We start from the raw sequence: 21,277 nt of genomic DNA on the forward strand, positions 1-21,277 counted from the left end.
TGTGCCGGGTCACTCACCCCCGCCCCAGCACCACCGTCCCCGACGAGCAGAACCAGCCGCCCGTCCCCGAGGCCACCGCCAGCTCCGGGCGTCCGCCCCCCGGCCGGCGCACCTGGCGCTCGCCGGCCTCGCCGCGCAGTTGCCGTACCGCCTCCACCAGCAGGAACAGCCCCCGCATCCCGGGGTGGCAGGCGGACAGGCCGCCGCCGTCCGTGTTCACCGGGAGCTCGCCGCGCAGCCCGGTGCGGCCCTTCTCGACGAACGCGCCGCCCTCGCCCTTCGCGCAGAAGCCCAGGTCCTCCAGGGTCACCAGCGTCATGTACGTGAACGCGTCGTAGATCTCGGCCAGGTCGATGTCGGCGGGCCGCACCCCGGCCCGTTCGAAGGCCAGGCGGCCGGAGACGGCGGCGGGCGAGACCGTGAAGTCCTCCCACTCGGACATCGTGGAGTGCGAGACGTGCTCCCCGGTCCCCAGGATCCAGACGGGCCCTTTCGCCGTGTCGGGTACGTACTCCTCGGCGGCCAGCAGCACCGCGCAGCCCCCGTCGCTGCGGATGCAGCAGTGCAGCTTGGTGAACGGGTCCGCGATCATCGGGCCGGAGAGGACGTCGTCGACCGTGATCGGGTCCCGGAACATCGCCTCCGGGTTCGCCGCCGCGTTCGCCCGTGCCGTCACCGCCACCTCGGCGAGCTGTTCCAGCGTCGTGCCGTACTCGTGCATGTGGCGGCGGGCGGCCATGGCGTACTTGGCGATCAGCGAGTGCCCGTACGGCACTTCGAACTGCGCCGGCCCCCGCGCCCCGAACGACAGGTTCGAGGTGCGGCGGCCCGCCTTGATGTCGGCCCGCGCCGTCGATCCGTACACCAGGAGCACGGCACGGGCCCGGCCCGCGGCGATGGCGTCCGCAGCGTGGGCGGCCATGACTTCCCAGGTGGCGCCGCCCACCGCCGTGGAGTCGACCCAGGTGGGCCGCAGCCCCAGATACTCGGCGACCTCCACCGGGGCGAGTGTCCCGAGCCCGGCCGAGGCGAAGCCGTCGACGACCGAGCGGTCGAGGCCGGAGTCGGCGAGGGCGCGGCGGGCGGCCTGGGCGTGCAGGGCGTACGGAGTGGCGTCGTCGACACGGCCGCAGTCCGCGAGCGCCACGCCGACGACGGCGACCTTGCGCGGACGGCGGGAGGCGGCCGGGGCGGAGCGGTTCGGGGCGGCGGATGCCTGGCGGGAGGAAGCCGGGCCGGGGGGAGCCGGGTCGGGGGAAGCCGGGGCTGGGGAAGCGGGGTCGTGGGAAGCCGGGGCTGGGGCCATGAATCTGACGGTACATCAGATAGTGGTGGTCGCCGCAACCGTTCGCGCACGACGGCTTCCCCCGTCCACGGGTGTGCGGGACTCTGGGAATTACCGCCCCTCGCACCTAACATGACGGATCGTCAGATCCGGGGCTGGCCGTCGGCCCCTGGGTGGAAGGAGCCCGCAGATGGACGCCGCCTTCACCGCGGAACAGCACGAGATCCGCCGCACCCTGCGCGAACTGCTCGCCCGGAGCGCGGGCCCCGACGCGATCCCCGCCGCCGTGCGCACCGCCGAGGGCTACGACCCCGCCCTGTGGCGCAGGCTCGCCGGGGAGCTCGGGCTGCCGGGCCTCGCCGTCGCGGAGGAGTACGGCGGGGCCGGGTGCACGGCCACCGAGCTGGCCCTCGCCTGCGAGGAGACCGGGCGCGCGCTGCTGCCCACACCGCTGCTCGCCACGGCCGCCCTCGCCGCACCCCTGATCGCCGCTCTCGGCACCCCGGACCAGCGGGCCGCCCTGCTGCCCCGGATCGCCGGGGGAACCCTGACCGCCGCCCTCGCCGTCCCCGGCGGCTCGCTCGCCATCGCCCTCGGCCTCACCGGTGACAACGCCGACGGGGCCTGGGCGGGCGGCGGCCGGGCCGGCGGCATCCAGGCCCGCGGGCCCGGGGAGGACGGCGGCCGACGGCTCTACGGGGAGGCCGACCGGGTCCTGGACGGGCACAGCGCGGGGCTACTCCTGGTCGCCGCCCACGCCGGGGGCTACCCGCGCAGCCGTACGCTCCTGTTCCTGGTCGACTCCGGAGCGGCGGGGCTGGCACGCACCCGGCTCACCGCGCTCGACGAGACCCGCCCGCTGGCCCGCGTCGAGCTGCGCGACACCCCGGCCGAGCTCCTCGGCGCGGACGACACCGCCGACGCGGCCGCCGCGCTCGCCGCCGCCGGACGCACGGCCGCCGCGATCCTCGCCGCCGAGGCGGTCGGGACGGCGGCGAGCGCCCTGGAGCGCACCGTGGAGTACGTGAAGGCGCGCGAGCAGTTCGGCAGGGCCGTCGGTTCGTTCCAGGCCGTCAAGCACCGCCTCGCCGACCTCTACGTACGCGTCGAGGCGGCCCGCTCCGCCGCGTACCACGCCGCCCGGGACCCGGAGGCCGGACCCCTCGCGCTCGCCCAGGCCCTGGAGGCGGCCCGGATCACCACCGGTGAGGCCGTCCAGCTGCACGGCGGCATCGGCTTCACCTGGGAGCACGAGGCGCACCGGTATCTGAAGCGGGCGGCGGGCGACGAACTGCTCTTCGGCCCGGTCCACCGGCTGCGCGACCACGCGGCGCGGCGGGCCGGACTCTTCGGGACCGCCGCCGCGCCCCGGCCGCCCGTCGGCATCGCGTACGGGGCAGGCGTCTGATGGACCACTCCCGCTCCCGCGCCCCCGTACCCGCCCGTGGTGTGCGTCTGGTCCAGAAGGTCTCCTCGACCCGCGCCTTCGGGCGGATCGCCCCGCACGTGGTCCCCGCCCTGGACCGGGCCGTGCACCGGCTCACCCGGGGCAAGGTGCTGCTCAGTGCCCGGATGCTGCCGGGGCTCGTCCTCACGGTGCCGGGGGCGCGCACGGGCCGGCCGAGGACCACGCCGCTGGCCTGCATGCCGGAGGGCGAGGTGGAGGGCAGCTGGATCCTGGTCGGCAGCAACTTCGGGCGCCCGGGTCACCCCGCCTGGACCGCGAATCTGCTGGCCCGCGGGGGCGAGGCCGTCATCAACTGGCGCGGCCGGGACATCCCGGTGCGCGCGAGCCTGCTGGAGGGCGAGGACCGGGAGCGGGTATGGGAGGCCGCACTCGCGTTCTGGCCGCCGTACGCGGCGTACCAGCGGCGGCTGGAGCGGCAGATCCGACTGTTCCGGCTGGAGCGGCGGTAGCGGCGGGCAGGGGGCCCCGGCGGCTCCTCCGGGAACGGGGCAGGGCGGTCCCCGGCGCGGCCCCTCCTCCGGGAACGCCGACGGCGGACCACCCGCAGGGGCGCGTGGGTGGTCCGCCGTCGGTGAGACAGGACGTGGGGCGTCCGGGTGGGCGGGTGCCCGCCCGGTGGCGTGGGGCGTCCGGGGCCGGTCGGCCTCCGGTGCCCCGGGCCGCCTACTTCGTCGGCTTCTTGCCGGTGATGCCGAGGTGCACCAACAGGGCGAGGTTCGGCCGCAGTTCGGCCTGCTTCACACCCCAGGTGGTGAAACCCTTCTGGTGCGAGGCGACCGCGGCCAGCATCGCCACCAGGGAGCCCGCCATCGCCGCCGGACTGATGTCCTTGTCGACCTTGCCCTTGCTCTGGAGCTCCTTCACGGAATCCGTGAGGGAGTTGGTGACCGAGTTCAGGATCTTCATACGGATCTTGTAGAACCGCTTGTCCCCCTCGGCCGCTCCGAGGTCGATCACGCGGAGGATCGCGTCGTTGTGCCGCCAGAAGTCGAGGAATCCCTCGACGAGTTGTTCGGAGGTGGTCCAGCCGGCCTTGCCGACCCAGGAGCGTCCGGCGACCAGTTCGGTCAGTCCGGCGCCCTCCTTGGCGACCTCCTCGGCGATTTCGAGGACGGCGCCCTCCACGTCGGGGAAGTACTGGTAGAAAGTCGCGGGTGAAGTCCCGGCCTTCCGGGCGACGTCGATGACTTTGACGTCCCGGTACGGCGAGGAGCTGAGCATCTCGCTGAGGCAGTCGAGCAGCTTCTGCCGCGTCGCCTGACCGCGTCGACCGGCCACGCGGCCGTCGACGGTGCGTACTTGTCCTGTCATGCCGTCAGCTTACCGAGGGGTGATGGGAGCGCGATTCGGCCGACTGCAAATGGGGAACGCCGCAGGACCGGCGGGGTGCGCAGCGGCGATGAGCGGCGTTTTTCGGCCGCCGTGCGCGAGGGCTCGGAGCCCGGAGCGCGGCCGGGGTGAGGCCGGGGTGAGGTCAGGCTCGCAGCCGGAGTAAATGTTATCAACAGCCTGTGGACAACTTCGGTGGACAACTTTCGTCCACATGGTGAGAGTGCCCTTCATCAATCGGTCAAAGGTTTCCTTTAGGTGCGTCCGGGGCGCGCGGGGCCGGACGCGACGTTACGTTGACTGTGACGGGCGTCACTGCTACGGAAGGACCCGGTCCCATGGCCGCATTCGCGCATTCCGCGCCGTGCTGGGCGGACGTGCAGCTCTCCGACCTCGAAGCGGGCAAACGCTTCTACGGCGGGCTCTTCGGCTGGACCTTCCGGGCCGGCGACGGCATGCCCTTCGCGGACGCGCTCAGCGACGGCCGCCTCGTCGCCGCCCTCGCCGCCAAGAAGGACGGCCGGATGCCCACGGCCTGGGGCGTCTACTTCGCCACCGACGACATCCGGGCCACCGTCGCCGCGATCCGCGAACACGGCGGCCAGATCATCACCGACCCCGTACGGGCGGGGCGCGCCGGGATCGTGGCGCAGGCGGCCGACCCCGGGGGCGCCGTCTTCGGGCTCTGGCAGCCGGAGGAACGCGCGGGCTTCGAGAAGCAGAACCACCCCGCCTCCTTCTGCTGGACCGAGGTCTACACCCGGCAGCCGGACCGGGTGGACCCCTTCTACGAGAAGGTCTTCGGCTTCCACGGCACCGACCTGGACGAGGCGGGCCACGACGTCTCCGGCGACTCCGAGGCGCTGGTCGACTTCCGGATGTGGTCCCCCGAGGGCGTCGAACCGGGCCCGGACACCGCTGTCGGCGGACGCAGCGTCATCACGGACGCGTTCCCGGCCGAGATGCCGAGCTACTTCCTCGTCTACTTCGCCGTCGCCGACTGCGACGCCGCCGCCGAACTCGCCGTACGGCTCGGCGGCCGGGTGGCCCAGCCGCCCTTCGACATCCCCTACGGGCGGATGGCCGTGCTGCACGACGACCAGGGGGCCGCCTTCGCCGTGCTGGAGCCCGGCGAGCCGCGTCCGTAACCCCGGCTTCCGTACCCGTCGGCCCCCTTCCGCACCCCGGTGTGGGGGGATACCGCCCGAAGTGACATGAGACACCCCCATCCGCCCCCGGGTTCGCAACCGGGGCCCGGGCCAGGAAGAATCGGGGTGCGTACCGCCAGGTGATGCCCAGTGGTGAGACCCTGCACAGGGCGCGCTGCGCAGTGCGGGACCAGACCGGGCGGTAATTCGCGGACTTCGTCGCCGAGGTCCGTTTACGGGGAGGTGGCAGGCAAGTGGTGGAGCAGCTGACGCAGCACGACCCGAGACGGATCGGCCCGTTCGAGGTGCTGGGACGGCTCGGGGCCGGCGGCATGGGGCTGGTCTATCTCGCGCGGTCGGCGTCCGGCCGACGGGTGGCGATCAAGACGGTGCGGACCGAACTCGCCGAGGACCAGCTCTTCCGGGTCCGCTTCACCCGCGAGGTCGAGGCCGCCCGTGCGGTCAGCGGCTTCTACACCGCCGCCGTGGTCGACGCCGACCCGCGGGCCGCCGTGCCCTGGCTCGCCACCGCCTATGTGCCCGCACCCTCGCTCGAAGAGATAGTGAACGAGTGCGGTCCCATGCCGACCCAGGCGGTGCGCTGGCTGGCCGCCGGCATCGCCGAGGCCCTCCAGTCCATCCACGGCGCGGGCCTCGTCCACCGCGACCTGAAGCCGTCCAACGTCCTCGTCGTCGAGGACGGCCCCCGGGTGATCGACTTCGGCATCGCGTCCGGCGTCTCCAACACCCGGCTGACCATGACGAACGTCGCCGTCGGCACACCCGCGTACATGTCGCCCGAGCAGGCCCGGGACTCCCGCAGCGTCACCGGGGCCAGCGACATCTTCTCCCTGGGCTCCACGCTCGTCTTCGCCGCCACCGGGCACGCCCCCTTCCACGGGGCCAACCCGGTCGAGACGGTGTTCATGCTGCTGCGCGAAGGCCCCGACACCGAGGGGCTCCCCGACGACCTGCGGCCGCTGATCGAGTCCTGCATGCAGATGGACGCCACCCAGCGGCCGAGCCCCGCCGACCTCCAGGCCCAGCTCGCCCCGCACCTCTTCGCCTCCGGCAGCGACGACAGCGGCACGGCCTCGGCCTGGCTGCCGTCCCTGGCCACCGCGATGATCGAGCGGCGCAGGGGCGGCGGGCGCACCGCGCCGCCCGCCCCCGCGGCGCCCCCGCCCCCGCCGCGGCAGCCCCCCAGGGCTCCGGAGCGGGACACGGCCTGGCGCAGCGGGGCGGATCTGCGTTCGCCCTCCCCGCTGTCCTCGCCCTCGCCGCTGTCCGGCGCGTCCGGCCCGGCCGGGGGCCGTTCCGCCGCCCCCGACGGCGGGCCCGTCCAACTGCCCGGCGCAAAGGTGCCGATCGGCCCCGGTCCGCGTGCGGGGGAGGGGCGCGGGGCCGCCGCCGCACACCCGGCCGCCGCGACCGGCTGGGTCCGGCCGCCCGCCGGAGTGAACGGTTCGTCGGCGGTCACGGCCCCCACCGCACCCGTCCCGGCCCCGGCCGCCGCCCCGGACGGTGCGGCACCCGCCCCCGACCGCTGGCGGCCCTGGCGCTTCCGCATGTCCAACGACGTGTGGGGCACTCCCGTCGTCTCCGGCGACCTGCTGTACGTGACGTCCTTCGAGGTCCACGCGCTGGACGTGGGCAACGGCCGACGCCAGTTCAAGACCCGGGACGTGGCCTGGGCGATGGCCGTCGAGGGCGGCAGGATCCACGCCTCGGACGGCCCCTCGCTGTACGCGCTGGACGCCACGACCGGCGCCGAGCAGTGGCGGCTGGCGACCGACGCCTGGGTGTACGCCCTCAAGGCCGACCGGGGCACGGTCCTGACCGCGACCCGGGGCGGCGGCGTCCAGGGCTGGGAGGCGTCCAACGGCGAGAAGCTGTGGGAAGTCACCGGTGCGCAGAGCGACTTCGAGACGGCGGAGGCCGGCCCGGTCATCCACGACGGCACGGTGTACGTCTGGCAGGACGCCCGGTTGCGCGCGCTGGACGCCCGTACGGGCATCGAGCGCTGGTCGTACCCGATCGGCGACGCGGCCTCCTGCGGCGGCGTCCCCGTCCGGGTCACTCCGGCCCCCGACGGCTACGTCTACATCGCGGCGGGCACCCGGGTGCTGGCGGTGGAGACCGGCTCCGGCCGGGTGCGCTGGCACTTCGAATCGCCCGCGGTCTTCCTCTCGCCGCCCGCGTTCGCGCCGGGTCCGGCGGTGACCGGCGGCGGGGTATACCTCGCGGACTACCTCGGCACGGTGTACGCGCTGGACGCGACGACCGGCAAGGACCGCTGGCGGATCGCCACGGAGGCCCGCTCCTCCATCGAACCGGTGCTGGTCGCGGTGGGCAACGTGCACGTCGGCAGCGGCAGCGCGCTGTACACCCTGGACGCGGTCACCGGCACCCCGAAGTGGCGCTTCGCGGCGGGCGGCGACGTGGTGGGCTCCCCGGTGGTGGCGGACGGCCGCGTCCACTTCGGCTCGGCGGACCACGTGCTCTACACCCTGGACGCGGCGGGCGGCCAGCTGCGCTGGAAGCTCGCGACGGGGGGCGAGATCACGGGGTCGCCCGTGGCGCAGGCGGGCGTGGTCTACGCCTGCAGCAAGGACCGCTGCGTGTACGCGCTGGACGCGCTGAAGGGAACGGGCACGGGGAACAGGGCCCGGACCTGATCCGGGTTCTGTCCTCAAGCGCCGGACGGGCTCGAAGGATGTCCTCAAGCGCCGGACGGGCTTGATTTCAGCCCGCCCGGCGCACACCCACCCAGCCCGTCCGGCGTTTGAGGACGGAACCCTCGACGGGTGGCCGTCATCCCTGCGGCGGCCGGTGCGGGTGCGGCGGGTGTACCGGGTCTCGGGGGTCGGCCTCCCTCGGCGGCACCTGGGGATAGGACCGCGTACGGGGGTCACGGGGGTCGGGCCCCGTGTACGGGTCCACCTCCGGCTCCGGCCACGGCGACGTCTGCACGGACATCCCCGGCTCCTGCGTCGGCGGCCAGGTGTCCACCTGATCCGCCCCCGGCGCGGCATACGGCTCCACCGGCTCCCGCTCCCGCCGGCTCCGCCGGCCACGCCCACTCATCAGCAACGCCCCGATCAGCATCAACAGCCCGCCCGCCAACGCGTTCACCACGCCCACCTGGAGCCCGGACCCGTCCCCGGCCACCACCAGCGACCCCGCGGCCTGCCCCTGGCGGACCATCCACAGGATCGTGAAGCCCAGCACCACCAGACCCGCGACGGCGACCACGAGCCGCGAGCGGAGCACCACGCCCACGATCACCAGCAGCGCCGCGGCGAGGAACGGCAGCAGCATCGAGACCAGTACCCCCGACTCCGCGGCGGTGATGCCTCCGAAGAGGTCCTCCACCCGGTAGTCCTGCCCCGCCCGCCCGGCGTACCAGTCGCGGAACGGGCTCAGCACGGCCGAGGCCGCCCCGGCCAGGGCGACGAGGGAGCCGAGGACGTTGCGGATCATCGTCAGCCTCCAGGGCGCGTCGTCCCGCGTACACGGGCATCCCCCGCAGCCGACGCTACGCCGGGACGGTCACCCCCGCCACGCGGACGATGACGGGACCGTGACAGGGTCATGACTTGGACATGGGGTCGCGTGCGGCATGCTGAGGGTGACGACGCACGCCATCGGCGCGACGTACCGGCAACGAAACTCAAGGGGGGCTGCATCCATGATGCGGCGACAGACGAAGCTCGCGGCGGTCCTGGTCGTGGTGGTGCTCGCGCTCACCGGGTTCTCCACCTCCACCAGCGGCGGCAAGGGCAAGAGCGGCAAGAGCAGCAGCTCGGGCGGCGGCTGCTCCAGCTCGAAGAAGAGCAACAACGGCTACCGCGACACGGACTACAACGACGACTACGACGACTCCTCGTCCTCCTCCGGCTCGTCCGGCTCCTACGGAACCCCGACGCCCACCGCGTCCGACGCCCCCGCCGTCCGGGTGATCCGCTGCGCCGTGCCGCGCAAGGGCAAGCGCAAGGCGGTCACCTCGTCGCTGGTCGAGGTGCGGTCGAACTACCCGGGCACGCAGGCGTACGAGATCGACGTGCGGTTCGTCGACGGCCTGGGCAACACCGTGGACACGGCCGAGGCCACCACGATCCTCGACGTCGACGAGGTGGACACCCTCACGGTGCGGATGGAGAGCCCCGGCAAGGTGTCCCGGGTGAAGCGCTGCGTCGTGACCGCCGAGGCGGTCTGACCCGGCTCCGGCCCTCAGGCCAGGGGAGGGCAAGGGCAGGGGACAGGGTGCTCACCGCACCCGCGGCTCCCCACCCCCGCCCCGCCCCTCGAACAGCTCCGCCTGCCGCTCCGGGGGCAGATTGCCCAGGGCGATCAGCGCCGGGGCCTGGGACATCGCCTGGGTCCTGGCCGCCTCCTTCGCGGACCACACCGCCCGGACCGTGCCCTGCACCGCCTCCGTCGGGTAGCGGGCGATCACCGTCGCCGACCGCATTGCCGCCGCCACCGCGCCGCCCGGCTCCGTCACCTCGCTGACCAGCCCGATTTCGTACGCCCGTCCGGCGCTCAGCCGTTCCGCCGTGCCCATCAGCGACATCCGGGCGACCTCCCCGAACGGCATGCGCTGGGCCATCGCGATGGCCTCGTACGCCGAGACCATCCCGTACGTCGTGTGCGGGTCGAAGAAGGTCGCCTCCCGGGACGCGACCACGAACTCCGCCTCGCCCAGCAGATAGAACGCCCCGCCGCACGCCATCCCCTCCACCGCCGCGATCACGGGCTTCCACAGATCGTTCGCCTTGGGGCCGATCCGCAGGAGGGGATCGTCGACGGCGTACGGGGACGGGGGCTGCGGTACGGTGACGCCCCGGTCGATCCCCGTACAGAAGGCACGCGTCCCGGACCCGGTGAGGACGACCGCCCGCACCGACTCGTCGTACCGCAACTCCCGCCAGAGCGCGGCGAGTTCCGCGGCCGTCTCCAGGTCGATCGCGTTGAGTTTCGCCGGTCGGTCCAGGATGACGAGCGCGACCCCCGTCCCCTCGTCCCGCTCGAAGCGCAGGGCCATCCGCTCACCGCTCCAGGAGCCAGCGGACGAGCGTGACACCGCCGCCGGGCCCCACCGGGCAGAACGCGGCCCGCACCGGAGCCCCGATCCGCAGCCGCGCCGGATCCACCGAGTTCAGCGGGGCGTCCGGGGCGGCGACGACGTTCCCGGCCAGCCGGATGTGCGGGGCCTCCGACAGCTCGACCAACACCGCGTTGTACGGGGCATGTTCGGCGTAGGCGGGGAGCAGCGGCGGATGCGGGACGACGTACGACCAGAGCCGGCCGCGCCCGCTCATCTCCCGCCACTCGCTCTCGAAGGACCCGCAGTGCGGGCAGCAGGGCCGGGGCGGGAAGCGCAGTTCGCCGCAGGCGGGGGAGGCGCAGGCCTGTACGCGCAGTTCGCCGCGTGCGGCGTACTCCCAGAAGGGTGCGCCGTCCTCGTCGGGGACGGGAAGCAGCAGGGAATCGTTCACGGCCATGTCCTCAACTCCTCAGCAGTACGGCCGACGTCGGTACGCCCTCACCGGCGGTGACCAGACAGGTGGCCGCGTCGGGAACCTGGGCGGTGGAGGTGCCACGCAGTTGTTTCACGCCCTCGGTGATGAGGTTGAAGCCATGGACGTACGCCTCGCTGAGTCCGCCGCCCCCGGTGTTGATGGGGAGCCGCCCGCCGCTCTCCAGCGCCCCGCCCTCGGTGAACGCGCCGCCCTCACCGCGCCCGCAGAAGCCGTAGCCCTCCAGGGAGAGCGGGACGAGCGGGGTGAACGCGTCGTAGATCTGCGCCACATCGACGTCGTCGGGCCCGAAGTCGGCCTGCTTCCACAGCTGTCGGGCGGCGGTCCAGGCGGGGCCGGTCAGCGGGTCGTCGTTCCAGTAGTTGACCATCCCGTGGTGCTGGGCGGGCAGTCCCTGGGCGACGGAGTGGAGGTAGACGGGCTTCCGCCGGCAGTCGCGGGCGCGTTCGGCGGAGACGATCACGCAGGCCAACGCCCCGTCGGTCTCCAGGCAGTTGTCGAAGAGGCAGAGGGGTTCGCTGATCCAGCGGGAGGTCATGTACATCTCGCGGGTCAGCGGGCGGTCGTACATGATGGCGGCCGGGTTCTGGTTGGCCCGGTTGCGGCAGGCGAGCGCCACGTTGAAGAGATGGTCGCGGGTGGTCCCGTACTCGTGCATGTAGCGCCGGGCCAGCATGCCGATCTCGTCGGCGGGCCGCAGCAGTCCGTAGGGGCGGGTCCACTGGGCGGGCGTGGGGAGCTGGACGGCGGTGTTCTTCCACGGCCGGGGCCCGGAGCCGCGTTTGCGCGACCGCCAGGCCACGCCGACGCTCGCCTGTCCGGTGGCGACGGCGGCGGCGAGGTGGGCGAGCGTGGCGCAGGAACCGCCGCCGCCGTAACCGACCTTGGAGAAGAAGGTGACGTCCCCGGCGCCGATCGCCTTGGCGACCTCCACCTCGTCGGTCTCCTCCATCGTGTACGAGGCGAAGCCGTCGACCTCGGCGGGGGCGATGCCCGCGTCGTCGAGGGCCGCCAGGATCGCCCGGCAGGCGAGGGTCTTCTCCGACTCGGGGAGCCGTTTCGCGAACGCCGTCTGCCCGATCCCGGCTATCGCCGTCGCGTCCTTGAGCGTTGCCATCCGCTGACCTCCCGCACCGTCGCCCCTGCTGACAGCGGCAGAGGCTACCGCTAATCTGACGGATAGTCAGCTAGTGCGGCGGCAGGAGGGCGCGTGATGCGAGGCGACGAGGAATGGGGCAGCATCCCGGAGCTGGTGCGGGCGGCGGCGCGGCGGTACGGCTCCGCCGAGGCGGTGGCCGACGGCCGTACCCGGCTCTCGTACGCCGAGCTCGGCGAGCGGGTGGAGCGGGCCGCGGCCGCGTGCCTCGCCTCCGGTGTGGAGCCGGGGGACCGGGTGGCGATCTGGGCCCCGAACACCCCGGACTGGATCGTCTCCGCGCTCGGGGCGGTGACGGCCGGCGCGGTGCTGGTCCCGCTGAACACCCGCTTCAAGGGCACGGAGGCGGCGTACATCCTGCGGCGCAGCCGGGCCAGGCTGCTGTTCGTCACCGGTACGTTCCTGGGCACCTCGTACGTGGCGTCGCTGCGGCGGGCGGAGGTGCGGCTGCCGGACCTGGAGCGGGTGGTGGTCCTCGCGGACACGGCACCCGAGGACTACACGAGCTGGCCGGACTTCCTGGCGGCGGGGGAGAGCGTCCCGTCCTCCGCGGTACGGGAACGGGCCGCCGGCATCGCCCCCTCGGACCCCTCCGACATCGTCTACACCTCCGGTACCACAGGCCGCCCGAAGGGTGCGGTGATCACCCATGCGCAGACGCTCCGCGCGTACGCGATCTGGAGCGACCTGGCGGGCCTGCGCGAAGGCGACCGCTACCTCATCGTCAATCCCTTCTTCCACACCTTCGGCTACAAGGCGGGGATCATCGCCTGTCTGATGCGGGGGGCCACGATGGTGCCGCAGCCGGTGTTCAACGTGGACACGGTGCTAGCGAACATCGCGGCGGAGCGGATCTCGGTCCTGCCCGGCCCGCCGACCCTCCACCAGTCGCTCCTGGACCACCCGGCACGCGACGCGCACGACCTCTCGGCCCTCCGCCTGGTCGTCACCGGCGCGGCGGTGGTCCCCCTCCAGCTGGTGGAGCGCCTGCGCGAGGAACTCCGCATCGCGACGGTCCTCACCGCGTACGGCCTTTCCGAGGCGAGCGGCATCGTCACCATGTGCCGCCGGGGCGACGCGCCGGAGGTCGTGGCCACCACGTCCGGCCGCGCGATCCCCGGCACCGAGCTCCGCGTCCTGGCGGAGCCGGGAGCCCCGGGCGAGGTCCAGGTCCGCGGCTTCCACGTGATGGGCGGCTACTTCGAGGACCCGGACACGACGGCCGCCACGATGACCGAGGACGGCTGGCTCCGCACCGGCGACGTGGGCGTCCTGGACGCGGCGGGGAACCTGCGGATCACGGACCGGATCAAGGACATGTTCATCGTGGGCGGCTTCAACGCCTACCCGGCCGAGATAGAGCAGCTCCTCGGCCTCCACCCGGACGTGGCCGACGTCGCGGTCATCGGCGTCCCGGACCCGAGGCTCGGCGAGGTCGGCAAGGCCTACGCGGTCCGCCGCCGGGGCGCGACGCTCACCGCGGACGACCTGATCGCCTGGTCCCGCCGCGAGATGGCGAACTTCAAGGTGCCGAGGGCGGTGGAGTTCCTCCCGGAGCTGCCGCGCAACGCGAGCGGCAAGGTGGTGAAGGGGGAGCTGCGGGGGCGGTAGACCTCGGGTTGCGGACGTTCGTTCGGATTCGCTGCATGGGGTGAACGAGGAGGGCGTCGCGACCCTCGTGGCGGTATGGTCGAGGGTATGGCAACCAAGAAGTACACGGTCACCCTGCCGGAGGAGCTGGCGGAGGAGATTCGCAGCGAGGTGGGCCCCGGCGCGTTCAGCGCGTATGTCACGCGGGCCATAGAGCGACAGCGCGAACATGACCGGCTGGGGGAGCTGGTCTCCTGGATGCAGGACAAGGACGGCCCGCTCACCGAGGAGGAGCAGGCCGCGGCCGCCGCGGAGCTGCGCGACATCGAGCGGTGGTTCGAGGAACGGGAAGCCGACGGCCGTGGCGATCAGGCGGCTGCCGTCTGATGAAAGACATCTGCTTCGTCCTTGACAGTGAGGCGCTTTCCAGGATCGCGCTGCGGGATCGCACGTTCACGGGCATCCTGACGAAAGCCCACCAGTCGGGCATCCGGGTGGTGACCGGTTCCATGACGCTCATTGAGGCGTATCACGGCAAGATCCGCATGCCGGCGTGGAACTGGGCGATGGCACGGGTGGTCGTCGAACCTGTCACCAAGGACATCGCCGACGAGGCGATCCGTCTCCTGCGCGATGCCGGACTGCACGGCCACAAGTACGCCATCGACGCCGCGCTCGCCGCGATCGCGAACCGTCAGCCGGGCCGGACGGCGCTGTTCACGTCCGACGTGGACGACCTGGGGAAGCTGTGCGGGGCGAGGGTGCAGCTGAGGAAGGTGTAGTGGCCTGGATTGTCAGATCTTCTCCGCCGTCACGCGAGGGTGGTCGGTGGTGAGGAGCCCGATGTCCTCGACATCGGACGTCAGAATCGTGACCCGGCCCGGGTGCGCCAGGGCGGTCGCACAGAGCAGCGCATCGATGGCGTACTTGTGACCGTGCAACCCGGCGCCCATGAGCAGGGTTGCGGCGGACTGCGCGATGGCTTGGCTGACCGGTTCGACGCGCAGGCGTGACAGTGTCCACGAGAGTGCGGCGGGGTTGATCCGCGGATGGATCACCTCGACCAGAACCACTGCCGAGGTGATGACCGGGATGTCGGCGTTGTGGGCTGCCTCCAGCCATTCCTGAACCTCTCGGTTCCGGTGGACGGCCTGCGCGAGTCCTTCGCTGTCGAGGACCAGCGCACCGCTCACGCGGCTGCTCCGGCCTCGGGCGGGTTGCTCGTCAGCCTGGCGCGCTTGTCGGCCACCGAGGTGGGGTCGGCAGGCCCGTTGGTCTTCTCGAAGTCGGCGAGGAGCTCGTCCAGGCCGTCCCGCTCGATCTGTCGCTGTGCGGCCATTTCGAGATAGGCCGAGACGCCGCGTTTGCCGACCCGCTCGCGGATCGCGTGCAGGGTACCGGCGGTGAGGGAGACGGAGATGCCGCTGCTGGGGCCGTCTCCGGGGGACAAGTCGAGGGCTTCCGTCATGCGTTTACTATAGCATTTTCAATGCTACACGGCCCCGGGCGGGTGCTTCGGGGCGGAGGCGGAGATGGTGCGCAGAGGGGTCTGAACGCACCTGTGGGCAAGCCCCTCTGCGCGTTTCGCTCAGGTGGCGTGCTGGTCCTGCGTGGTGGCATCGCCGCCGGTCGCGTGCTGGTCCTGCGTCGTGACGGGGGTGCCGCCGGTCGCGTGCTGGTCCTGCGTCGTGACGGGGGTGCCACCGGTCGTGTGGCTGTCGGCCAGGGCCGGTGAAGCAGTACCGAGGCCGAGGGCCACCGCGAACGCGGCGGCGACTAACGTCTTCTTGGTGCGGGTCATTCCCACTCCTGTGGTGTAGCGAGCTTCTGGACGTGAAGTGACGCTAGTGACAGGGGGGGGCGATTGCGGTACCCCTGTGGCGGGAAGCGGTCGAACGTTGGCGCGATTACGTGAGCAGGTCGTTCCTGGACATGCTGCGGCCGCGGCGGCTCCCCCTCGGTGCCACCGCGGCCGCTCCCCCGTTCCCCGTCGGGAAGGTCTAGGCGGGCTCGCCCGTCGCGTGGTTGTCGAGCGGCTTGACCGTGCCGCCGGTGGCATGGTTGTCCAGCGGCTTCAGCACACCACCCGTCGCGTGGTTGTCCTGAGTCGTGGCTTCCCCGCCGGTGGCGTGGTTGTCGAGCGGCTTCACGACCGGCTTCTTCTGCGCATCGCTCATGGTGTTCTCCAGCTCCCTGAATGGCTGTGCTCGGACTCGACGAGCCCGCCCGGCAACTCCCCCGTCGGGTTGCCGGGCGGGTGTCGTTCGGCCGTTCAACCTACCTTTTACGGCCGAGGCCGACCCGTCTGCCCCCCGACGCGACGGAACGACTGGAACCACCATGTCGGGGCGCGATAAACGAATGATGAACGCCTCGCGGGCTCAGGCGGGCAGCGTCAGCGCCAGCAACTTCCGTACGGCTTCGACCTCCGCCGAACCGAGCGCCTCGTATATGTCCAGCGCCTCACGCCAGCACACCGCGGCCCGTCCCGGCTGGCCGATGCCGTTCAGCGCCTGGCCCAGGACAGTGAGGACGTTGCCGCGCCGCCACTCCCCGCCGATACCGCGCAGCACCGCGAGCGCCTGCTCGGCCTTCGCGGCGGCCTGTGCCGGAAGCCCTGCGGCCAGATCCACCTCTGCCAGACGGAAGGTCGCCATCCCCTCCCAGAGGCGCTGCCGGCTGTCCCGGAACACGGCCAGCGCCGCGTGGAGCTGTTCCGTCGCGTCGGTGAGCCGCCCGCTCTGGGTGAGGGCGAGCCCCAAGGCGTACCGGCCGTTCGCGCCGCGCAGCGCGTGGCCCAGTTCGTCGTATATGTCGATGCCCTGCTGGGCCAGGGCCACCGCACTGGCCGTGTTACCCACCGCGAGGTGGATACGGGAGAGGTTGCACAGGGCGCTCGCCTCGCCCGGGCGATTGCCATCGGCCCGGAAGTTGGCGATGGCCTTTTCGAGGTAGGCCTCGCCCTCCGCGTGGCGGTTCTGGTACAGCGCGATGATGCCGAGGTCGTTGGGGGCCCAGCAGCTCGGCAGTGGATCGCCCACCGCGTGGGCGAGCCGCATGGCACGCTGCGCGTCCCGCTCCGCCTGGTCGAACCGGCCCGCGACGAGACGGGCGTTGGTGAGGGTGATCAGCGCCCGCCCCTCGGCCCGCGCGTCGTTACTGGACCGGGCCAGATCGCGCATGGTGATCGCCGCCGCCTCGTACTGCTTGGAGTTCGCGCCCGACTCCGCGAGGTCCTTGGTGGCCCAGAGCAGGTCGACCGCTCGGCGTACCCCTCCTGCCCCCGACGCCTGACGTACGCACGCGAGCAGGGAGTTGGCCTCCGTGTAGAGCCAGTCCTGCGCGGTGTGCCGGTCGGCGAAGGTCAGGCCGCTGTACTGGGTGGGCTCCCGATGGTCGGCCAACCGATCCCCCGGCCGCTCCAGCGCGTACACCCCCGCCGCCGTGGCCAGATAGAAGTCCAGCAGCCGCGACAGCGCCAGCTCCCGTTCCACCGGCGGCTGTTCGTCCCGCTCGGCGCACGCACGCGCGTAGAGGCGTACCAGGTCGTGGTACCGGTAGCGGCCCGGGGCGGCGGACTCCACCAGGCTCGTGTCGACCAGGGCCTCCAGGAGGTCCTCCGCCGCGTGCGGGTCCAGGTCAAGCAGGGCCGCCGCCGCGGCCAGGGAGATGTCCGGGCCGTCCGCGAGGCCCAGGAGGCGGAAGGCGCGGGCCTGGGCCGGTTCCAGCTGGCCGTAGCCGAGTTCGAACGTGGCCTTCACCGCGAGGTCGCCCGCCTGGAGCTCGTCCAGACGGCGGCGCTCGTCCGCGAGCTTGACGGCGAGGACCGAGACCGTCCAGGTGCGGCGTGCCGCCAGGCGCGAGGCCGCGATACGGATGGCCAGGGGCAGGAAGCCGCACGCGGCCACCACGTCCAGTGCCGCCTCGCGTTCCGCGCCGACCCGTTCCGCGCCGACGATCCGGGTGAAGAGCTGGAGCGCCTCCTCGGGCGACATCACGTCCAGGTCCACCAGATGCGCCCCGGCCAGGTCGACCATCCGTACCCGGCTCGTCACCAGCGCCGCGCACCCCGGCGTACCGGGCAGCAGCGGGCGGATCTGGGCGGCGTCGTGGGCGTTGTCGAGGAGGATCAGGATGCGGCGGCCGTCCAGCGTCGAGCGGTACAGCGCGGCCCGCTCGTCCAGGGTGTCGGGGATCGCCGAGTCCGCCGTGCCGAGCGCCCGCAGGAACGAGCCGAGGACCGTCTCCGGCTCGGCCGCCCGCGCCCCCGCGCCCTGGAGGTCGACGTAGAGCTGCCCGTCGGGGAAGTGCCGGCGGGCCTGGTGGGCGACGTGCACGGCCAGCGTCGTCTTGCCGACGCCGCCGATCCCGGCGACCGCGGAGACGGCCATCACCGAGCTCTCGGCGGTGGCCAGCCGGCTGCCCAGCTCGGACACGAACGCGGACCGGCCGGTGAAGTCCGGCACCGTGGCGGGAAGCTGCGCGGGCCGCAGCGGGGCGGGCGCGGGGGCCGGCTCGTCCGCCGGGCGCGCCAGTTCCTCGTCGGCGCGCAGGATCCGCTGCTGGAGCTGGGCCAGTTCGGGGCGCGGGTCGACGCCCAGCTCCTCCGCGAGGAGCCGGCGGGTGTCCGCGTACACCGCGAGGGCCTCGGCCTGCCGGCCGCTGCGGTACAGCGCCACCATCAGCAGCTCGCGCAGCCTCTCGCGCAGCGGGTGCGCGGCGGTGAGCGCGGTCAGCTCGGAGACGGCCTCCGCGTGGCAGCCGACCTCCAGGTCCAGGTCGAGCCGCGCCTCGGTGAGCTGGAGCCGCCACTCCTCCAGCCGGGTCCGCTGGTTGTCCGCGTACGGGCCCGGCACCGAGGCCAGCGCCTCGCCGTCCCACAGGCCCAGCACCTTGTTGATCAGGGTGCGCGCCTGGCAGCGGTCACCGGCCGCGCGGGCCTTCTCCGCCTCGGCCGCCAGGTCCTGCGCCAGTGTCAGGTCGAGCGCCGAGCGGTCGGTCCGGATCGCATAGCCGCCGGACTCGCTCACCAGGGTGTCCTGGCCCAGGATCTTGCGCAGCCGCGAGGCGTACGTCCGGATCGTGGCCAGCGCCTGCGAGGGCGGGTCCTCGCCCCAGAACGCGTCGATCAGCTCGCCCGCGGTGGCCGTCCGGCCCTCGCGCAGCAGCAGCGCGGCCAGCAGGGCACGCTGCTGGGGCGAGCCGGAGGAGAGCAGCTCCGAGCCCCGCCAGGCCCGTACGGGGCCGAGCACGGTGAACCTGAGGGCGTCCGCCGTAACCGGTTCCTCCGGAGCTCGCTGCTCCGGTACGCGCACGCGTGGCCCGTTGTCACGGTCCATTGATGCCCCCTGTCCTGCTCGCCTGCCGGTCCCGCTCGTCTGCGGATCCTGCCGGTGCTGCCCGCGTCCGTATGTCCGCCCGTGCGTCGAAGTGCGGTATGCATCCGGATGGCGCGGTACCGCTGGTATCGCGCTCAACAGTCTGCCTTGTCTCGGGCGGACTCGTCAGCAGTGGGTGACGCTCTGCACAAGCCCTCGACAACGATTCGGGAACCGTGCCGCGTGCCGTGCCCTCGCCATGAGCCATGTCAATGCGCGCACGGTAGCTGACGGTTCGTCAGATCGACGCTACCGTGGAACGCATGGAGACCTTCCCGAAGATCATCTCGGTGGACGACCACACGGTGGAGCCCGCTCATGTCTGGCGGGACCGGCTCCCGTCCAGGTACGCGGACTCCGGGCCGCGCGTCGTCCGCGCACCGCTGAAGGAAATGACCTTCATGGGCGGCAAGTTCGCGCCCGTGATGGGGGCGAAGGGCGACGACGGGCCGGTCGGCGACTGGTGGGTGTACGAGGATCTGCACCGCCCGCTCACCCGCCTGGACACCGCCGTCGGCTACGACAGGGACGAGATCAAACTGGAGATCATCACCTACGAGCAGATGCGGCCGGGCTCGTTCTCGGTGCCGGAGCGGCTCGCCGACATGGACGTCAACCACGTGCAGTCCGCGCTCTGCTTCCCGACCTTCCCCCGCTTCTGCGGGCAGACGTTCACCGAAGCGAAGGACCGCGAACTGGGGCTGCTCGGCGTGCGCGCGTACAACGACTGGATGGTGGAGGAGTGGTGCGGCCCCGAGGCGCACGGCCGCCTCATACCGCTCACGCTCGTCCCGCTGTGGGACGCGGAGCTCGCCGCCGCCGAGGTCCGGCGCAACGCGGCGCGGGGCGTGCGCGCGGTCGCATTCTCCGAGATACCTCCCCATCTCGGGCTTCCGTCCATACATGCGGACGACTGGGATCCGTTCCTGGCGGCCTGCGACGAGACGGGCACCGTCATCGCCATGCACATCGGTTCCTCGTCGAGGATGCCGTCCACCTCCGCCGACGCCCCGCCCGCCGTCGGCTCCACCATCACCTTCGCCAACTGCTGCTTCTCGATGGTCGACTGGCTGATGAGCGGCAAGTTCGAACGCTTCCCCAACCTGAGGATCATGTACGCGGAGGGGCAGATCGGCTGGATCCCGTACATCCTGGAGCGCGCCGACGTGGTCTGGGAGGAGAACCGGGCCTGGGGTGGCGTCGCCGAGAAGGTCCACCGGCCGCCGTCCGAACTGTTCGCCGAGCATGTCCACGGCTGCTTCTTCGACGACGCCTTCGGGCTGAAGAACCTCGACGCGATCGGCGTCGGCAACGTGCTGTACGAGACGGACTACCCGCACTCCGACTCCACCTGGCCCCGCTCCCGCGAGGTCGGCGAGGAGCAGATGGGCCACCTGGCCCCGGACGTCGTCGACCGGATCGTGCGCGGCAATGCGATCGAGCTGCTGGGGCTCACGGAGGACGGGCTGTGGGCGGGGGCGTGACGCCTGGGCGTGGGTGCGCGTCGCGTACGGGGGTGAGCCGCCGCCCCTCCCCGTACGCACCGGATCAGGCCTTCGCCACCGGCTCCTGGAGCTCCGTCACCCACTGCTCGCGGTCCGGCGGGCACTCCAGGTTGACCTCGCGGGTGTAGCCGGTGGAGCGGTAACCGTTGGCGTCCAGCCAGCGGGCCAAGGTGTGGGTCGTCGACAGGACGTCGTCCATCGCGCCCCGGTGGACGATCGTGGCCGCATCGAACGGCGGCAGCTCCACCACCCGCACCTCCGTGTCCCCGACCGCACCCACCGGGGCGGACACCGTCACCCCCGCGTGCACGACGATCGCGCCGCCGCCCTCGGGGGCGTCCTCGTAACGTGCGATCCCGGGGCCGGTGGGCCGGAGGCCGGCGCCCTGAAGGAGCGGGAAGAGCCGCTCGTACAGCGGGCCGATCACCGGCCCGATGTCCTGCGGCTGGTAGCTCGCGGCCGTCCCGGTCAGCTCGGCCACCCGGACCGCCGGTACGGCTCTGATCACGACGTCGTCAGCAGGCATGTGCCCCTCGCTCTCGATCGACCGGAGCCTCGCCTCGACCCGGGCCAGCCGCGCCGACGCGGCCGCCACCGCCTCCGCCAGCTCCGCCCGGCGCAGCCGCAGCATGCCGCGCAGCTCCTCCGGGCCCACCCGCTCGTCCAGGACCGCCCCCACTTGCTGGAGCGTGAAGCCGAGGTCCTTGAGCGCGATGATCCGGTTGAGTTGGGCGAGCTGGGCCGCGCCGTAGAGGCGGTAGCCGGTGGCGGGGTCGGTGCGGTCGGGGCGCAGCAGTCCGATGGCGTCGTAATGGCGCAGCATCCGGGGCGACACCCGTCCGTACCTGGCGAAGTCTCCGATGGTCAACATGATG

The 21,277-nt window shown here is 72.6% G+C and carries 21 protein-coding genes; 9 read left to right on the plus strand and 12 right to left on the minus strand.

Annotated features, from left to right (window positions below):
- Positions 1-13: 13 nt before the first annotated feature.
- Entirely contained in the window at positions 14-1,147 is a 1,134-nt protein-coding gene (locus ACIQRW_RS09910; RefSeq protein WP_403757438.1) for a thiolase C-terminal domain-containing protein, read from the minus strand.
- Positions 1,148-1,475: 328 nt separating this feature from the next.
- Here ACIQRW_RS09910 and ACIQRW_RS09915 point away from each other — a divergent pair, with 328 nt between their 5' ends.
- On the plus strand, positions 1,476-2,693 hold the full coding sequence (locus ACIQRW_RS09915; protein WP_403756948.1) for an acyl-CoA dehydrogenase family protein: 1,218 nt from the start codon (positions 1,476-1,478) through the stop codon (positions 2,691-2,693).
- Positions 2,693-3,202, plus strand: a complete 510-nt coding sequence (locus tag ACIQRW_RS09920) for a nitroreductase family deazaflavin-dependent oxidoreductase (protein ID WP_403756951.1) — start codon at positions 2,693-2,695, stop codon at positions 3,200-3,202. Before ACIQRW_RS09915 ends, ACIQRW_RS09920 begins: the two co-directional genes overlap by 1 nt.
- 214 nt (positions 3,203-3,416) lie before the next feature.
- Here ACIQRW_RS09920 and ACIQRW_RS09925 read toward each other — a convergent pair whose 3' ends face one another.
- A complete protein-coding gene (locus tag ACIQRW_RS09925) occupies positions 3,417-4,064 on the minus strand; it encodes a TetR family transcriptional regulator (RefSeq protein WP_403756954.1) in 648 nt (215 codons plus the stop codon).
- 356 nt (positions 4,065-4,420) lie between these two features.
- Between ACIQRW_RS09925 and ACIQRW_RS09930 the strand changes: the two genes are divergently transcribed.
- Both ACIQRW_RS09930 and ACIQRW_RS09935 read left to right on the plus strand, forming a co-directional pair.
- Positions 4,421-5,230 carry a VOC family protein gene (locus ACIQRW_RS09930; protein ID WP_403756956.1) on the plus strand — a complete coding sequence of 270 codons (810 nt, stop codon included), beginning with the start codon at positions 4,421-4,423 and terminating at the stop codon, positions 5,228-5,230.
- 254 nt (positions 5,231-5,484) lie between these two features.
- The gene (locus ACIQRW_RS09935) at positions 5,485-7,908 is read left to right on the plus strand and encodes a PQQ-binding-like beta-propeller repeat protein (RefSeq protein WP_403756959.1); all 2,424 of its coding nucleotides are present in this window, start codon (positions 5,485-5,487) and stop codon (positions 7,906-7,908) included.
- 136 nt (positions 7,909-8,044) lie between these two features.
- Here the strand turns inward: ACIQRW_RS09935 and ACIQRW_RS09940 are convergent, their stop codons facing one another.
- On the minus strand, positions 8,045-8,713 hold the full coding sequence (locus ACIQRW_RS09940) for a hypothetical protein (protein WP_403756962.1): 669 nt from the start codon (positions 8,711-8,713) through the stop codon (positions 8,045-8,047).
- A 208-nt stretch (positions 8,714-8,921) separates the two neighbouring features.
- Here ACIQRW_RS09940 and ACIQRW_RS09945 point away from each other — a divergent pair, with 208 nt between their 5' ends.
- Positions 8,922-9,449 carry a hypothetical protein gene (locus tag ACIQRW_RS09945; RefSeq protein ID WP_403756964.1) on the plus strand — a complete coding sequence of 176 codons (528 nt, stop codon included), beginning with the start codon at positions 8,922-8,924 and terminating at the stop codon, positions 9,447-9,449.
- 51 nt (positions 9,450-9,500) lie between these two features.
- Here ACIQRW_RS09945 and ACIQRW_RS09950 read toward each other — a convergent pair whose 3' ends face one another.
- Genes ACIQRW_RS09950 through ACIQRW_RS09960 form a run of 3 tightly spaced genes read right to left on the minus strand, consistent with a single transcriptional unit; the run spans position 9,501 to position 11,890 of the window.
- Complete coding sequence (locus tag ACIQRW_RS09950; RefSeq protein WP_403756967.1) at positions 9,501-10,277, minus strand: enoyl-CoA hydratase/isomerase family protein; 777 nt, start codon at positions 10,275-10,277, stop codon at positions 9,501-9,503.
- 4 nt (positions 10,278-10,281) lie between these two features.
- The gene (locus tag ACIQRW_RS09955) at positions 10,282-10,737 is read right to left on the minus strand and encodes a Zn-ribbon domain-containing OB-fold protein (protein WP_403756970.1); all 456 of its coding nucleotides are present in this window, start codon (positions 10,735-10,737) and stop codon (positions 10,282-10,284) included.
- A 4-nt stretch (positions 10,738-10,741) separates the two neighbouring features.
- The gene (locus tag ACIQRW_RS09960; protein WP_403756973.1) at positions 10,742-11,890 is read right to left on the minus strand and encodes a lipid-transfer protein; all 1,149 of its coding nucleotides are present in this window, start codon (positions 11,888-11,890) and stop codon (positions 10,742-10,744) included.
- 96 nt (positions 11,891-11,986) lie between these two features.
- On the opposite strand from ACIQRW_RS09960, the gene ACIQRW_RS09965 reads away from it, so the two are divergent.
- From ACIQRW_RS09965 to ACIQRW_RS09975, 3 genes are all read left to right on the plus strand, one after another.
- A complete protein-coding gene (locus tag ACIQRW_RS09965) occupies positions 11,987-13,540 on the plus strand; it encodes a FadD3 family acyl-CoA ligase (protein ID WP_403756975.1) in 1,554 nt (517 codons plus the stop codon).
- 87 nt (positions 13,541-13,627) lie between these two features.
- Positions 13,628-13,906, plus strand: coding sequence for a hypothetical protein (locus tag ACIQRW_RS09970; RefSeq protein WP_403756978.1), 279 nt, complete (start codon positions 13,628-13,630; stop codon positions 13,904-13,906).
- Positions 13,906-14,301, plus strand: coding sequence for a hypothetical protein (locus ACIQRW_RS09975; RefSeq protein WP_403756981.1), 396 nt, complete (start codon positions 13,906-13,908; stop codon positions 14,299-14,301). The genes ACIQRW_RS09970 and ACIQRW_RS09975 overlap by 1 nt, the downstream gene beginning before the upstream one ends.
- Positions 14,302-14,313: 12 nt before the next feature.
- Here the strand turns inward: ACIQRW_RS09975 and ACIQRW_RS09980 are convergent, their stop codons facing one another.
- From ACIQRW_RS09980 to ACIQRW_RS10000, 5 genes are all read right to left on the minus strand, one after another.
- Positions 14,314-14,712: a type II toxin-antitoxin system VapC family toxin gene (locus tag ACIQRW_RS09980; RefSeq protein ID WP_403756983.1), complete on the minus strand. Its 399-nt coding sequence runs from the start codon at positions 14,710-14,712 to the stop codon at positions 14,314-14,316.
- Positions 14,709-14,987, minus strand: coding sequence for a hypothetical protein (locus tag ACIQRW_RS09985; RefSeq protein WP_403756985.1), 279 nt, complete (start codon positions 14,985-14,987; stop codon positions 14,709-14,711). Before ACIQRW_RS09985 ends, ACIQRW_RS09980 begins: the two co-directional genes overlap by 4 nt.
- Before the next feature lie 120 nt (positions 14,988-15,107).
- The gene (locus ACIQRW_RS09990) at positions 15,108-15,320 is read right to left on the minus strand and encodes a hypothetical protein (RefSeq protein ID WP_403756988.1); all 213 of its coding nucleotides are present in this window, start codon (positions 15,318-15,320) and stop codon (positions 15,108-15,110) included.
- A gap of 199 nt (positions 15,321-15,519) precedes the next feature.
- Positions 15,520-15,696 (minus strand): hypothetical protein, encoded by a 177-nt coding sequence (locus ACIQRW_RS09995; protein WP_007451789.1) that lies wholly within the window; start codon positions 15,694-15,696, stop codon positions 15,520-15,522.
- Between the two features lie 204 nt (positions 15,697-15,900).
- On the minus strand, positions 15,901-18,858 hold the full coding sequence (locus ACIQRW_RS10000) for an AfsR/SARP family transcriptional regulator (RefSeq protein ID WP_403756991.1): 2,958 nt from the start codon (positions 18,856-18,858) through the stop codon (positions 15,901-15,903).
- A gap of 302 nt (positions 18,859-19,160) precedes the next feature.
- On the opposite strand from ACIQRW_RS10000, the gene ACIQRW_RS10005 reads away from it, so the two are divergent.
- Positions 19,161-20,381: an amidohydrolase family protein gene (locus ACIQRW_RS10005; protein ID WP_403756994.1), complete on the plus strand. Its 1,221-nt coding sequence runs from the start codon at positions 19,161-19,163 to the stop codon at positions 20,379-20,381.
- A gap of 64 nt (positions 20,382-20,445) precedes the next feature.
- On the opposite strand, the gene ACIQRW_RS10010 is transcribed toward ACIQRW_RS10005, so the two are convergent.
- Positions 20,446-21,273 carry a MerR family transcriptional regulator gene (locus ACIQRW_RS10010; RefSeq protein WP_403756997.1) on the minus strand — a complete coding sequence of 276 codons (828 nt, stop codon included), beginning with the start codon at positions 21,271-21,273 and terminating at the stop codon, positions 20,446-20,448.
- Between the last annotated feature and the right edge of the window lie 4 nt (positions 21,274-21,277).

Source organism: Streptomyces sp. NPDC091287 (genome assembly GCF_044768525.1).
In the GTDB taxonomy this organism is placed as follows: Bacteria; Actinomycetota; Actinomycetes; order Streptomycetales; family Streptomycetaceae; genus Streptomyces.